At 69.7% G+C, this 12,968-nt stretch carries 13 protein-coding genes; 5 read left to right on the top strand and 8 right to left on the bottom strand.

The window, feature by feature from the left end:
- Nucleotides 1–13: 13 nt before the first annotated feature.
- Nucleotides 14–934: an ABC transporter substrate-binding protein gene (locus LQZ87_RS14965; protein WP_230104240.1), complete on the top strand. Its 921-nt coding sequence runs from the start codon at nucleotides 14–16 to the stop codon at nucleotides 932–934.
- Nucleotides 935–1,027: 93 nt separating this feature from the next.
- Here the strand turns inward: LQZ87_RS14965 and LQZ87_RS14960 are convergent, their stop codons facing one another.
- Complete coding sequence (locus LQZ87_RS14960; RefSeq protein ID WP_230104239.1) at nucleotides 1,028–2,299, bottom strand: AI-2E family transporter; 1,272 nt, start codon at nucleotides 2,297–2,299, stop codon at nucleotides 1,028–1,030.
- Nucleotides 2,300–2,379: 80 nt separating this feature from the next.
- On the opposite strand from LQZ87_RS14960, the gene LQZ87_RS14955 reads away from it, so the two are divergent.
- Nucleotides 2,380–2,679: a chorismate mutase gene (locus LQZ87_RS14955; RefSeq protein WP_230104238.1), complete on the top strand. Its 300-nt coding sequence runs from the start codon at nucleotides 2,380–2,382 to the stop codon at nucleotides 2,677–2,679.
- 240 nt (nucleotides 2,680–2,919) lie between these two features.
- On the opposite strand, the gene LQZ87_RS14950 is transcribed toward LQZ87_RS14955, so the two are convergent.
- The 5 genes from LQZ87_RS14950 to LQZ87_RS14930 form a co-directional block, all read right to left on the bottom strand.
- Nucleotides 2,920–5,388, bottom strand: a complete 2,469-nt coding sequence (locus tag LQZ87_RS14950; RefSeq protein WP_230104237.1) for a CHAT domain-containing protein — start codon at nucleotides 5,386–5,388, stop codon at nucleotides 2,920–2,922.
- A gap of 143 nt (nucleotides 5,389–5,531) precedes the next feature.
- The gene (locus tag LQZ87_RS14945; protein ID WP_230104236.1) at nucleotides 5,532–7,109 is read right to left on the bottom strand and encodes a S8/S53 family peptidase; all 1,578 of its coding nucleotides are present in this window, start codon (nucleotides 7,107–7,109) and stop codon (nucleotides 5,532–5,534) included.
- 31 nt (nucleotides 7,110–7,140) lie between these two features.
- Entirely contained in the window at nucleotides 7,141–7,599 is a 459-nt protein-coding gene (locus LQZ87_RS14940) for a hypothetical protein (RefSeq protein WP_230104235.1), read from the bottom strand.
- Nucleotides 7,592–8,200, bottom strand: a complete 609-nt coding sequence (locus LQZ87_RS14935) for a sigma-70 family RNA polymerase sigma factor (RefSeq protein ID WP_230104234.1) — start codon at nucleotides 8,198–8,200, stop codon at nucleotides 7,592–7,594. Before LQZ87_RS14935 ends, LQZ87_RS14940 begins: the two co-directional genes overlap by 8 nt.
- Before the next feature lie 77 nt (nucleotides 8,201–8,277).
- Nucleotides 8,278–8,871, bottom strand: a complete 594-nt coding sequence (locus tag LQZ87_RS14930; protein WP_230104233.1) for a short chain dehydrogenase — start codon at nucleotides 8,869–8,871, stop codon at nucleotides 8,278–8,280.
- Between the two features lie 129 nt (nucleotides 8,872–9,000).
- Here LQZ87_RS14930 and LQZ87_RS14925 point away from each other — a divergent pair, with 129 nt between their 5' ends.
- Nucleotides 9,001–9,945 (top strand): ROK family protein, encoded by a 945-nt coding sequence (locus LQZ87_RS14925; protein WP_230104232.1) that lies wholly within the window; start codon nucleotides 9,001–9,003, stop codon nucleotides 9,943–9,945.
- Between the two features lie 54 nt (nucleotides 9,946–9,999).
- A complete protein-coding gene (locus LQZ87_RS14920) occupies nucleotides 10,000–10,218 on the top strand; it encodes an SCO4848 family membrane protein (RefSeq protein ID WP_230104231.1) in 219 nt (72 codons plus the stop codon).
- Between the two features lie 37 nt (nucleotides 10,219–10,255).
- On the opposite strand, the gene LQZ87_RS14915 is transcribed toward LQZ87_RS14920, so the two are convergent.
- Both LQZ87_RS14915 and LQZ87_RS14910 read right to left on the bottom strand, forming a co-directional pair.
- Entirely contained in the window at nucleotides 10,256–10,717 is a 462-nt protein-coding gene (locus LQZ87_RS14915; RefSeq protein WP_230104230.1) for a GyrI-like domain-containing protein, read from the bottom strand.
- Nucleotides 10,718–10,770: 53 nt separating this feature from the next.
- Nucleotides 10,771–12,195, bottom strand: a complete 1,425-nt coding sequence (locus tag LQZ87_RS14910) for an MFS transporter (RefSeq protein WP_230104229.1) — start codon at nucleotides 12,193–12,195, stop codon at nucleotides 10,771–10,773.
- A gap of 75 nt (nucleotides 12,196–12,270) precedes the next feature.
- Between LQZ87_RS14910 and LQZ87_RS14905 the strand changes: the two genes are divergently transcribed.
- The gene (locus LQZ87_RS14905; protein WP_230104228.1) at nucleotides 12,271–12,861 is read left to right on the top strand and encodes a helix-turn-helix domain-containing protein; all 591 of its coding nucleotides are present in this window, start codon (nucleotides 12,271–12,273) and stop codon (nucleotides 12,859–12,861) included.
- Nucleotides 12,862–12,968: the final 107 nt, after the last annotated feature.

Here is a 12,968-nt window from a genome sequence, read left to right as displayed (position 1 = left end):
AGAGAGGAACATCATGTTCAACGCACGCAAGTCACGCCTCGCTCTCGCGACGGGAGTCGCCCTGTCAGCGGCGCTCGTCCTCGCCGGCTGCGCGAGCAGCAATCCGCTCGACGCTCCCTCCGACGATTCCTCCGGTGACGGCGCGTCCGACACGATCGTCGTCGGATCGCAGGCCTACTACTCCAACGAGATCGTCGCCGAGATCTACGCTCAGGCGTTGGAGGGCGCGGGCTTCACGGTCGACCGCCAGTTCAACATCGGGCAGCGCGACGCGTACATGCCCGATGTCGAGTCCGGGGCGATCGATCTGTTCCCCGAGTACACCGGAAACCTGCTCCAGTACTACGACGACAGCTCCGATGCGACCAGCTCGGACGACGTCTACGCGGCTCTGCAGGACGCGCTTCCCGACGGCCTCACGGCGCTCGACTACGCCGAGGCCAGCGACCAGGACACCTACACGGTGACCAAGGCGTTCGCCGACGCGAACGGCCTCACCTCGATCGCCGACCTCTCGAAGGTCGACGGAACGGTGACCCTCGGCGGTGCTCCCGAGCTCGAGCAGCGTCCGTACGGACCCGCCGGCGCGAAGAGCGTCTACGGCCTCGACCTCGCGTTCTCGGCTACGGGCGACACCACGTTCGACGCGCTGCTGGCCGACGAGATCCAGGTTGCCGACATCTACTCGGCCGACCCCCGGTTCCAGACCGAGGACATCGTCGCGCTCGAAGACCCCGAGAGCCTGATCCTCGCGTCGAACGTCGTGCCGATCGCCTCGAGCGACGTCGCCGACGAGATCGCCGATGTCATCAACGGCGTCAGCGCCGAGCTGAGCGTCGACGACCTCGTCGCGCTCGGTGTGCAGAGCACGGTCGACCAGATGTCGCCGGAGGACATCGCCGAGGAATGGCTCACCGACAAGGGCCTGATCTGACAGCACTCCGATTCAGGTCGCGATTCTTGCCGTTCTGGCCGCCGCTTACCGGCAGAGATCGCGACCTGAACCGTGCAGCCCTGACCTCCGGGTTCAGACCCGGGAGTCCTGGCGAGGGATCCAGACCTTCTTGATGATGATCAGGATGGATGCCGTGACCGGCACGGCGACGAGGGCTCCGAGCAGGCCGAGCAGGGTGCCTCCGACGAGAGCGCCGATGACCACGAGCGAGCCGGGGATCGAGATCGCCCGGTTCATCACGCGCGGGGTGAGGAAGTACGACTCCAGCTGCATGTAGATCAGGTAGATGACGGCGAACACGAGCGCGAGGATCGGATCGGCGAACAGGGCGATGCCGGTGCCGATCACCCAGAAGATCAGCGATCCGACCAGCGGGATCAGCGTGATCAGGAACGCCACCACGGCCAGCAGCAGCGGGAAGGGCAGCCCCATCACCGTGTAGAGCAGCAGCACGACGAGGGCGTTGATGAACGCCAGCGTCACCATTCCCATGACGTACCCGCCGACGGAGTCCGTGATCTGGTCGGTGATGATCTCGGTGTTGGCGCGGTCGCGAGCCGGGACCAGGCGCAGCATGGCCTGCTTGATGCCGGGCAGGGTCGCGACGAAGTAGATGACGAGCACGAGCACGATCACGACGCCTGAGATGGCGTTCGCGATGGATGCTCCGACCTGGAGGGCTCCGCCGCCGATGACCGCGATGTTGCCCGGGTCGGAGAGGAACCCCTGCACGTCGCCGACGAGATCCTCGAACTGGTCGCCGAACTGGGCTTCCAGCGTGCGGTAGATGTCGCTGCTCGTGAAGTCGCTGATGAGGCCAGGCACGCTCTTCACGAACAGCGTGATCTGCTCGACGACCACCGGGATGATGAGCCAGAGGATGAGTGCGAGCACGGCGATCAGGGCGATGAGCACGACGAGCACACTCCACCCTCGGCCGAGTCCGCGACGCTCGAGGAATCGGACGGCAGGGTCGAGGCCGAGCGCTGCGAACAGCGCGAGGGCGATGTAGATGATGACCGTCGACAGGTTCGACAGTGCCAGCCCGAGCAGGATGGCGGCCAGCCCGCCGAGCGTGACCAGGAAGCCGAAGACGAAGGGCTTGTCGATCCGCGTCCAGAACGACCGCGACGACGGCTGCGGCTCGACGACGGGTTTGGGGGTGAGGGGCGGGTCCTCCGGCTCAGGACGCTTGGCCTTCTTGGCCTTCGTCGCGGTCTTCGAGGCGGCATCCGCTCGCGAGGTCGGCGCTGCGGTCGCCTCGGCGTTCTTCGCCTCAGGAGGCACCGGCGCGCCGTCCGGGGTGGGCGAATCGTCGGGTGCCGCGGGCAGGTCGGAGCTCATGCGCCAACTCTAGAGTGCGGCCGCGCGATATCGTCTTAAGCGCCGACGAACAGCCTCACCGCTGACGAACAGGGAGAGCCATGACCGACGCCGAGGACGCCCGCGCAGAACTGCTGCGCCTGCGCGGCACGATCGACAACATCGATGCCGCCCTGATCTACATGCTCGCCGAGCGATTCCGAGCGACGCAGCAGGTCGGCGTCCTGAAGGCCGAGCACGCGATGCCGCCGTCCGACCCCGCCCGCGAGGAGCAGCAGGTCGCGCGATTGCGAGCGCTTGCCGAGACCGCGCACCTCGACCCCGAGTTCGCCGAGAAGTGGTTCAACTTCGTCGTCGCCGAGGTCATCCGCCACCACACCGAGGCCGCCGAAGGCCGTTGAGCGTCGCTCGCTCCCTGAGCCTGTCGAAGGGCGAGAGCGGTGACGGCCGCGCATGGCGGAGGGCGCCGTGGATGCATCCGCGACGCCCTCCTGAGTAGTCGGTGTCTGCCGCTGCGTACCCCTACGCATCCCCATCGCGACCGCGCCTCCCTCATGCCCCGGGTCGGGGCATCGGCGTGACACCTTCCGATGATCAAGAGCGCGCCGGGGCCGTTCTGATACATCCGGTGCGGAAAAAGTTCAGAAGCCGGTTCCGTGGCACTGGAACGGCGTGTGCAGTCCGGTCTGAACGGATGCCGCGGCCAGCGCCGCCGACGGCGATCGGCCGGCACTGAGACCGGTGTGCAGTGCACCGAGCAGTTCGCCGGCGACATCGTCCGGGACGAGAGCGGGGGCGGCGATCACGCTGCGGGTTCCGGCGTGCAGCCAGACCCGCGTCATCCCCAACGCCTCTTCGCCCCAGCGCACCGATGACCGGCCGAGCTCGCACGCCGACAGCACGACCGTGTCTGGAACGCGGGGGATGAGGTCGACGTCGTAGCCGAACAGGGAGCCGTCGGCGAGCTCGAAACCGGCGAACAGCGGGTTGTCGGCGGCGTGCCGACCGTGGGCCGCGATGTGCAGCGCATCGACGTCTGCCGCGAGCGCGGTCACGGCATCCACGCGCGCGTCATCGCCCGTCAGCACGGTCGCCTCTCTCCAGACGGATGCCGCGGTGCGCACCTCGTCGACTCCGCGAAGCACACGAGGGCCGGCGGCGAAACCCGCAGTCCGCAGCGTGCGAGGGGTGTGGCGCTCCTGCGCCCACCGCGACATCGACGTCGCCACGGTGAACGGGCGCCCGGCCATCGTCGGCAGCATCGCCCAGGGGATGCCGGCGAGGATGCCAGGGGTGGTGAGGACGACGCGTCGGCCGCCGATGATCGCACGGATCGGCCCGAGCAGCAGGTCATCGAGGCGCTGCATCCGCTCGGCCAAGGCGCGCGCGACGATCGCGGCCATCGGCCCGCTGCGGATCGACGCCGACACGTCGAGGTCGGCACGGAGGCCGTCCGCCGCGGCTGCGATCGCGGGACGGTCGAGCGTGACGATCGTGCTGTCAGCGGCCGTGGTGGCCACGCACGACATGGCGTCGCCGGTGAACACGAACGAGAGGGCGGCAGTGCCGGCATCCTCGCCGAACTCCGGCTGGGCGCCGTCGCGGCGTTCGCGTCCGAGCTCACCCTGCAGGGCCGTCAGGGCGATGCGCGGCCGGGTGTCACCGGCGCCGGTCGCCGTCCACTGGTGCTCGCGGACGCGGTCGCGCAGCTGTCTGACACGCGGATGCGTCGCCCACTCCTGGCCGGTGAGGTCGGCACGCAGCATCCGCAGTTCGCCGAGGTCGGCGGCGTGCTCGCTGTCGTGCGGAGGGCGAACAGGGGCGACCTGCTGGCTGAGGTGTCGCGCGCGCTCCGACCAGTCGAAGAGGACCTCCGGATCACCGCTCCGACCTGCGGCGGCCAGACCGGCGAACACGAGACTGGTTCCGTGCATCGCAAGGGATGCCTGAAGGTCGAGCACGCCGAACGAGCGCTGCCAGTCGGAGAGTACGTCCAGGCCCTCCGCGGCGTGACGGCGGGACTCCGTGTGCCGGGAGCGCGAGCGCGCGCGAACGGCACGGACCTCGGCGGCGCGGAGGCGCAGCGGGGTCGCGGCGTCGGCAGGCAGCCGGATGGCGCGTACCGGGTCGCCGCGGCGGACGGCCGCCAGCGCATCGCTCAGGTGCACGGCCGTCGCCTCGTTCGGGAAACCGGCGCGCTTCAGATCGCCGGCAGTGGCGGCGAACTCCGCCGCCGGCGGTGTGGCACCGGCGGCCAGCTCGGCGTCCAGCCGGATCGCGTCGCTGCGTGCCGCCCAGCTCTCGGCGCCGAGAGCGCGGAATCGTCGGGCGGCGGTCTTCGCCACCCGTCGTGCCCGCTTCGGGTCGTGCCGCAGCAGCGACCGGGCGAGTTGATACTCGGCCTCGGCGCGAGCGTGCCGCATGCGAGCCGCGCCGAATGTGGTCGCGACGCTCTCGAGCAGGCGTTCGGCCTCGTCGACGAGCCCGGCGTCACGCAGCACTTCGGCGCGGTCGAGATCGCTCATCGCCGCGCCGACGGGAGAGGATGCCGCTATCACCGGACGCGACTGCGCCATGAGGTCGAGAGCCGAGACGAGGTCGCCCCGCAGGAGGGCGGTGTAGCCGAGATTGTGCCTGGCCTCGGCGGCGGCATCCGCAGCGCCGGCGTTCTCGTAGATCTCCACGGCGCGCTCGAGGTCGGCAGTGGAAGCGTCGAAGGCGCGGCGGTGCATGTGGACGAGCGACCGATTCAAGAGGCAGTTCGCCTGCGCCGTGCCCTCCAGCCCGTCGATCGCGCGGGAGAGCATGGTCTCTGCCTCGTCGAGGCGCCCGGCTCGGGTGAAGAGCACGCCGAGCTGGCCCGCCAGGATCGCGCGTGTCTCGACGCTGACGCCGTCCTGCTCGAGAGCGTCGCGGCACAGCGCTTCGGCGCGTGCCGGCTCGCCGGTCTGGGCGAGCACGTAGGCGAGGGTGCCGGCGATGCGCGCGCGAAGGTCCGCGTCGTCGACCGCGGTCTCGGCGCGGACGAGCAGGCGTCGAGCCTCGGCATAGCGCTGCGCATTGGACGCCGCGAGCCCGCGTTCGTACAGCTCGCGCGCAGAGTTCCCCATGGGTTCAGGATGCCGTGTCGGCCGCTCGCGCGGAAGTCCGCGGCGGCCCGAGGCGGGAACAGGTGCAGGGAGATCGCACGGATGCAGGACGATCGAGCGGCGTGTCTCCCGGCATCCGTGCAGAACGTCATGCATCCGTGCCGTCAGGTCAGCGGAGCGTCCGGTGGCAGCGCCGCCAGCACCTCCTCGACGGCCTTCTGGACAGCGGCAGCGGGAGCGCCGGCATCCGGTGGCAGCGTCCCCAGCAGCGCTGCCACCTTGCCGGCCACGTACGGAGCGGCGAACGACGTGCCGCTCCATGCCACGAAACCACCGCGGTAGTCGTCCGGATCCACGGTCTGCCGCTCGAACCCGTCGAAGTCCGCGCGCGTCGCCGCCTGTGTCCCCCCAGTGAACGCAGGCGTCGTCGACACCACCATCGCCCCCGGCGCATACGTGCGAACCCAGGGCCCGATGTTCGAGAACAGGGCGAGCGATCGCTGCGACGGGTTGAGCGCGCCGACCGAGAGCAGTGGCAGGTGCTTGTCCGGAACCAGCCCGTTGTCTGCCCCCGGCCACGCCCACAGCGATGCCGGGAACGACGGGCGATCGATCGCGTCGTTGCCCGCCGAGCAGACCACGACCGTCCCCAGCGCCCTGGCGGTCTGCAGCATCTCGTGGAGCACGAGGGAGAACTGCCCGTCCAGCGGCGTCTCGTGGTAGTACCCGAGCGAGAGGTTCAGGACGTCGATCGGATGCCCGCCGTCCTCGCCCTCGACGAAGCGGCGCTGCAGCTCCACGATGCCGGCGACGGCCTCGAGGAAGGTGCTCTCGTCCACCACGCCGAGAGATCCGGCGACGCGGATCGACAGGATGTCGGCATCCGGAGCCGTCTGACGGATCAGTCCGGCGATGAACGTGCCGTGCCCGGCGACCGCGTCGATCGCGCCGTCGAGCTGGCCGTACAGGTCGGGGTAGAGCTCGGGGTCGTCGTCGCCGGTGAGTCCGATCGGGATGCCGTCCAGCTCGATCCCTCGCGTCACGATGGAACCCGGCAGCCAGGCGTGCTCGCCGCAGCCGGTGTCGAGGACGGCCACGACGACCCGCCTCTGCTTGTCTGCGAGTTCATTGCGCGTCGGCGCCGCCCCGATCCACGCGATCGGCTGGCGTCCTCCGCGACCCGGCTCGAGGTAGTCGTCGCTGCCGACGGCGCCCTCACCGCGTACGGGGTTGGTGCGGGTGAACGGGTTCGTCCGCGTGAACGGGTTGGTGCGGGTGAACGGGTTCAGTCCGACCGGATCGATGGCCAGCACGTGCTCGAGACTCGCCCTCGGCATCGGCCCGCCGACGATACGGCGTGCCCGCTGCAGCACGCGCCAGGCGTCCGGCGGCACCGGCGACTCGCCCTCGCGGGGGATGTCCGGCGTGGTCAGGACGGCGCGGCGCACCCCGGGGATCCCCGGCAGCATCCCAGCCCCGCGCCCGGCGCGGACGACGTCCTCCTTCTCGACCGTCAGCTGCCAGCCGAACGAACCGGCGGCCTGGGTCAGCGCACGCAGGTCGCGGTCGTATGCGCCGTTCTCCCCGTCCAACCGCTCGGAGATCAGCATCCGATCGGGCAGGTACGCGGTCGGGAACGCGCGGATGCCGTCCACCGGCTCCACAGTCGGATCCAGCGCCGTTCCGCGCGGGATCGACCCCTCCGCCCGGTCCTGCCAACTCCACTTCTCGGGCTGCGCCATCGCTCTCCCTCTCGGCTCCACGCTTCAGTCCTCACACCTCGAAGTGCGGTGTGAGCAGGTCTTTCTGATCGCCGCCTACGACGAGGCGTACGCGGGTCAGCCCCGGTGCCACGTCATCGAAGACGAAGCGCCCCTGATCATCGGGAGTCGCCGTCCAGGTGCGCTCGCCCTGTGTGAGCTGCACCACGATCGCCCCGGCATCCACCCACCCGTCCACGCGGCGTCGGTCGCGTTCGCTGTGGCTGACGTGAAGGAGGATGCTCGCTGAGCCGTCGCTGAACTGCAGCGTGGTGGTCTCCCCGTCGCCGCGCTCGCCGCTGCGCACCGGCGTCTCGACGTTCTCGATCAAGGTGAGCACGGCGTACTCGTGCGAGATGTCGGCCATCGCGATCGCGGCGATCGCCCGGTCGGCGAGGTCGGGCGGCGGCGGGTCGGCCAGTTCGGCGGCGACGCGCAATCGGGCGAGGAGCTCTGCGTCGCTGTCAGCCATCGCTGTCTCCTTCGGGCGGGGTTCCGAGCTGTGCGCGCAGTTTCACCAGACAGCGGCGGCGGGTCGGTCCGATGCTGCCTACCGGCATGTCGAGTTCCGCCGCGAGCCGTGCGTAGTCCGGACGGTCGTCGAACGCGATGACGCGCAGCAGCCGTCGGCACCTCTCATCGAGCGTGCGCACCGCCGCCCACAGGCGCCGCGACTCGTCGGATGTCGTGGCCAGCGCCTCTGCCGACTCCTGCGCAGGAAGCAGCGGCTCGAGCAGTTCCTCGGCCGTGGCATCCGATCGCCTGCTGCTCTTGGAGACCTTCCAGGCCTCCCGCCGAGCGGTCATCGTGAGCCAGCCGGAGATGGCGCGGAAGTCGGCGATCTTCTCGTGCCCTCGTACGAGCGCGAGCCAGGTGGACTGCACGACGTCCTCTGCGAGCGTGCGCTCCAGGCCGTAGGCCCGGACGACATGCCAGAGCACCGGCGTCATCAGCCGAACGAGGTCGTCGATGGCGCGCACATCTCCGGCGCGCCAGTCGGCGAAGAGATCGGCGGCGCGTTCCCACCGCGCCGGGCCATCGCTGACGGCGCCCCCGCGGGAAGCGTCGGTCATGAAGATCATTGTGCTCACACTTGATAGGAGCACGGCAAGGGATTTCTGATACATGACCGCCGGGTTCGGCGGAAGGATCAGAGGGTGATGACGCGTCCTCGCACGAGCCCTTCGACGGCGAGCACGTACGCGCGGCCGACCTCGGCATCCGTCACCGGACGCTGACCGGCGAACAACGCGTGGTGATTCGGCGATTTCTCCAGCACGTTCGGGGAGACGGCGTTGATGCGGATGCCCCGCGGAGCCTCGGCAGCGGCCGTGACGACGAACGACTCGAGGGCGCCGTTCGCGACCGCTGCCGCCGTTCCTGTGGCGATCGGCTCGCGCGCCAGCACGCCGCTCGTGATCGTGATGGAGCCGCCGTCGCGCACGTGATCCAGGGCGACCGTGACGACCTCGATCTGCGAGAGCGCCTTCGACGTGAAGGCGGTGAGGTAGTCGTCGCGCGTCAGCTGGGTGAGGTGGGCGAACGGCACGGATCCGGATGCCACGACCACGGCATCCACTTCGCCGACTTTCTCGAACAGCTCGCGCACCGAGGTCGGGTCGGTGATGTCGACGGTCCAGTCGCCGCTGCGCGACGCGGCGAGCACGTCATGTCCGTGCGATTGCAGTGTCGTGGTGACGACGCTGCCGATGTGCCCGGATGCTCCGATGACCAGAATGCGCATGGGGTCGATCCTATTGCGCGATTCTGTGTCGCTCTCTTCGCGCTCGCGGCCTACTGCTCAGGGCCTCGGCACAGTACGCTGATTTGTGAAGTGTATGAACAAACATCACCAGAACGGAATCCTGTACCGATGACAGAGCGGGGGATCGGACCGGGAGCACCCGTGCTCGCCTTCGACGTCGGCGGCACCGACATCAAGTCGGCGCTCTTCGATGCGGACGGGACTGCGCTCGGACTGCGTCGCACGCCCACTCCGCCGTTGGGCGCCGACCCCGCCGGCGCCGTGATCGAGGAGCTCGCCCGGTTGTCGGACGAGCTGCGCGCGCAGCATCCGCACGTCGTGCCCGAGGCGGGAGGCTTCGTCGTCCCCGGGATCGTCGACGCGGATGCCGGGCTCGTCGTCTTCGCGAGCAATCTGGGTTGGCGGGATGCCCCGCTGCGCGCGCTCGCCGCCGAACGGCTGCAGCTGCCGATAGCCCTGGATCACGATGTGCGCTCTGCGAGTTGGGCCGAGCACGAGCTCGGCGGGGCTCGGGCCCATGATGATGTCGTCGTGCTCATCATCGGCACCGGGATCGCCGGGGCCGTTCTCATCGGCGGTCAGCCGTACACCGCAGGCGGGTACGCGGGTGAGATCGGACACGCTCCGATCGCGGACGTCCCGCCGCGCGGAAACGCGATGCTCTGCGCGTGCGGTGCCTACGGATGCCTCGAGACCGTCGCATCCGCCGGAGCCATCGCCCGCCGCTACGCCGCCGAGACCGGGACGGCTCCCGATGGAGCCCGTGCGGTCATCGCGCGCGCGCTGGCCGGCGATCCGGTGGCGGCGCGGATCTGGGATGACGCTCTCGACGCGCTCGCCCTCGCGCTCGCGCAGTTGGCGTCGATCCTCGCTCCGGAGGCGATCGTCATCGGCGGCGGCCTCTCTCGCGCCGGCGACGTGCTGTTCGACGAGCTGCGCACGCGACTGGCGGCGCGGCTCAGCTTCCACCGGCTGCCGCAGCTCGTGCCGGCGCAGCTGGGCGGGGACGCCGGGCTGCTCGGCGCAGCACTCCGCGCCCGCGAGCTGACCTGACGGGCGGCGGGCGGCCGCCGCGCCTACTCTGAGAGCCGCGCCTACGCTGGAGGGGTGATCGCTCTCGCCGTGCTCCTGTTCGTCAACGCCGCTTTCAACATCATCGTGTGGCCGCAGTTCTACAAGCGGGTCGCGCGGGATCCGCGGGCACGGGATGCCGCCGGAAAGGCCACGGCGTTCCTCAAGGTGCACGCGGTGCTGATCGGCGTCGCGCTGGTTCTCGCGCTGGTCTCGGTCATCGCCGGCATCGCCGCCCTCGTCGGGGCGCTGTAGGTTCCGGCATCCGGGCTCATCCGCCGGCCGTCAGCGCTCAGCGTCGGGTGACGGGCTGCTGCAGTTCGGTCACCCAGTCGGACTGATCGTCGGATGCCGACTGCAGATAGTGCTCGCGGCAGGTCGCGGACGCCGTGAGACCCCGGTCGGCGACCGCGGTGCTGAGCGCGTGCCAGCTCTCCGCGATGCCTGACATCGATCCGAGGTGGGTCGCGCAGACCGCGGCATCCACGGCAGGCAGCTCGACGATCTCGATGCCTTCGCGCTCCGGGCCGTCGTATGCGAATCCGGCGACGATCGAGTAACCGCCGTCCGCGAGAGCCTCGTACTCCGCTATCGGGGTGTCGAGCGCGCCGGGCTCACCGCCGATGACGTCGGCGACCGCGTCGAACGCAGGCCCGACGACGGCGCCCACTTCGGGCTGCGACGCCACGACCCTGCGGACCGCCGCCAGGCGGACTGCGGGCAGGGGCTTCTCGACGAACTGGGTCTCGGACATCGGTATCTCCTTCGGTGAGCTGCAGTCACAGTACCGCCCCGCGGCCCTGCGCGTCAGCGGATGGCGAACTGCGCGGAGTGCGCGGCCCAGCCGGACTCGGCAGGCAGTGCCCGCAGCGCGGCTGTGGAGATGGCGAGCAGCACCGAGATCGTGCAGAGCACCGCGCCGACGACCAGGGTCGCGTCGCGCCCGATCAGCGACAGGCCGATGCCGGCGACGAGCGGTGCGAGCGGAATGGCGCCCATTCCGAGCACGGCGGAGGCACTGTTCGCCCGGCCGAGCATCTCGGTGGGGGTCGCGACCATGAAGTAGCCCATCAGCGCCGCGTTGACGGAGGGGATGAAGAACACGATGCCGGCGAGCACGAGGGTGAGGGGCAGCGGCTCGTGCACGGGGATGAGTCCGAAGACCCCGACCGCCGACACGGCCAGTCCGCCGATGATCACGGTGCCGGAGCGCACGCGGGAGACGATGGTCGGTGCGAGCAGTGCGCCGAGGAGCATGGCGACTCCGGCGCCGGTGGCGAAGAACCCGATCGTCACCGGCGAGTGCCCCTGCTGCTGCAGCGCGTAGATCACCGTCGTCATCGCGACGCTGAAGCCCAGGTTGATGATCGTTGCGACGAAGAGGACACCGCGCAGGTCAGGGCGGGAGAACAGCCAGCGGAACCCCTCGGTGATCTCGCGCATCGCGTTGGGCTTCCCGACGGCGACAGCGGCGGCGAGGAGACCCGTGTCCGCGGCATCCGGTTCGCCGTTCTCGGTGGGAAAACCCGGACCATCCGGCGAGTCGGCGGCGACTCCAGGCGCGACACCCCGGCGACGCGCCGGGTCGTCTCCGTTCTCCGGGGTGGAAGAAGGAGCGGGAGCGGGTATGGGGGTGGATGCCGCGACAGACCGCTGCAGCATCCAGGCGGTGACGGCGGCGATCAAGTGGCACACGGCCATCGCGACGCCGATCAGCCACGCGCCTGCGGCGAGCAGCACACCGCCGAGCGGTCCGCCGGCGAGCTGCAGCACGGCATCCCTGCCCTGGTTAGCGGCCTGCGCGCGTCCCATCGCGTCGTCGGGCACGATCTCCTTCAACGCGCTCTCGCCCGCGATGTCGAAGAGCCCGGTGCGCCCGGCGAGCAGGATCTCCATGACCAGCAGCGTCGCGAACGTCAGTGCGTCGGTGAGCGCGAGAACGGTGAAGGCCGCTGACAGCACGACGCCGACGACCGAGCCCATCACCATCATGACGATGCGGCGATGACGGTCGGCGAGCACGCCGCCGAACACCGTCGTGACCATGCGGATGCCCATGCCGACCGCGCTGATCGCGCCGGCCTGAGCGGGCTCGTTCGTGACGAACAGGGCGATGAGCGGGATCGCGAATCCGAACAGCGCGCTCGCGAGCCCTTTGGCGGTGTCGCTGACCAGCCAGGCGGCATAGCGCCCGTTGCGGATCAGGCTGTGCGGCGCGGTCGCAGTGGTCATGTCGACGATGGTAATTCCGCAAGAAGAGTTGCGCAATAGGAATTGCGCAACTTCTGTTGTGAGTAGAATCGGGCCATGGCGGACGAGACGCGCAAGCCCGTGCATCCGGATGAGCGGCACGCCTCTTCGGCGATGCTGAAGGCTTATGCGCACCCGCTCCGGCGGCGGATCGCCAAGGCCGTCGCCGCGCGTGGTCACGCCAGAGCAGCCGATCTCGCCGGCGATCTGGATGTTCCGGCGAACAGCGTGAGCTTCCACCTGCGCGTCCTCGCGGAAGCCGGACTCATCGAAGAAGACCCGGAGCACGCCCGTGATCGACGCGATCGAGTCTGGAAGGGTGTGGACGGGGCGTGGAACATCGGCTCCCCGGAGCATCCGGTCGAAGACGAAGGGCTCGGGAACGCCCTGATGACCGCGCTCGTCGAGGACCATATCGCGATGGTCCGGCGCGTGCTGGCGTGGTCGGCTGATTACGTGTCCGGGCGGGATGCGGCACAGCACGGCACCTTCTCGCAGCGGAACCTGCGGGTCACCGAGGCCGAGTTCCGCGAGATCGAGCGGCGCATCAACGACGTGATCACCGAGGTCACGGACGGCCACGACCCCGACGATCCGGACTCCCGGTTCTGGAATCTCGACATCATCGGCGCCGACGACACGATCTGAGTTCGCCTCCTGTCCTTTCCTTTCGCCGAGGCCCCGTCTTCGTGCCGAGACCCCGTCGTGCTTTCGTCAGCACGACGGGGTCTCGGTAGCAAGACGGGGCCTCGGCG

The sequence above is a fragment of the Microbacterium sp. Bi121 genome (assembly GCF_918698005.1).
Taxonomy (GTDB): Bacteria; Actinomycetota; Actinomycetes; order Actinomycetales; family Microbacteriaceae; genus Microbacterium.
This window is presented reverse-complemented; position numbering and strand designations above follow the sequence as displayed.

Coding starts and splice junctions, on each gene's coding strand:
- LQZ87_RS14935 (WP_230104234.1), bottom strand. CDS start 8,200: ATGACCGACGCTTCCCGCGGGGGCGCCGTCAGCGATGGCCCGGCGCGG.
- LQZ87_RS14955 (WP_230104238.1), top strand. CDS start 2,380: ATGACCGACGCCGAGGACGCCCGCGCAGAACTGCTGCGCCTGCGCGGC.
- LQZ87_RS14960 (WP_230104239.1), bottom strand. CDS start 2,299: ATGAGCTCCGACCTGCCCGCGGCACCCGACGATTCGCCCACCCCGGAC.
- LQZ87_RS14905 (WP_230104228.1), top strand. CDS start 12,271: ATGGCGGACGAGACGCGCAAGCCCGTGCATCCGGATGAGCGGCACGCC.
- LQZ87_RS14965 (WP_230104240.1), top strand. CDS start 14: ATGTTCAACGCACGCAAGTCACGCCTCGCTCTCGCGACGGGAGTCGCC.
- LQZ87_RS14945 (WP_230104236.1), bottom strand. CDS start 7,109: ATGGCGCAGCCCGAGAAGTGGAGTTGGCAGGACCGGGCGGAGGGGTCG.
- LQZ87_RS14925 (WP_230104232.1), top strand. CDS start 9,001: ATGACAGAGCGGGGGATCGGACCGGGAGCACCCGTGCTCGCCTTCGAC.
- LQZ87_RS14915 (WP_230104230.1), bottom strand. CDS start 10,717: ATGTCCGAGACCCAGTTCGTCGAGAAGCCCCTGCCCGCAGTCCGCCTG.
- LQZ87_RS14930 (WP_230104233.1), bottom strand. CDS start 8,871: ATGCGCATTCTGGTCATCGGAGCATCCGGGCACATCGGCAGCGTCGTC.
- LQZ87_RS14950 (WP_230104237.1), bottom strand. CDS start 5,388: ATGGGGAACTCTGCGCGCGAGCTGTACGAACGCGGGCTCGCGGCGTCC.
- LQZ87_RS14940 (WP_230104235.1), bottom strand. CDS start 7,599: ATGGCTGACAGCGACGCAGAGCTCCTCGCCCGATTGCGCGTCGCCGCC.
- LQZ87_RS14910 (WP_230104229.1), bottom strand. CDS start 12,195: ATGACCACTGCGACCGCGCCGCACAGCCTGATCCGCAACGGGCGCTAT.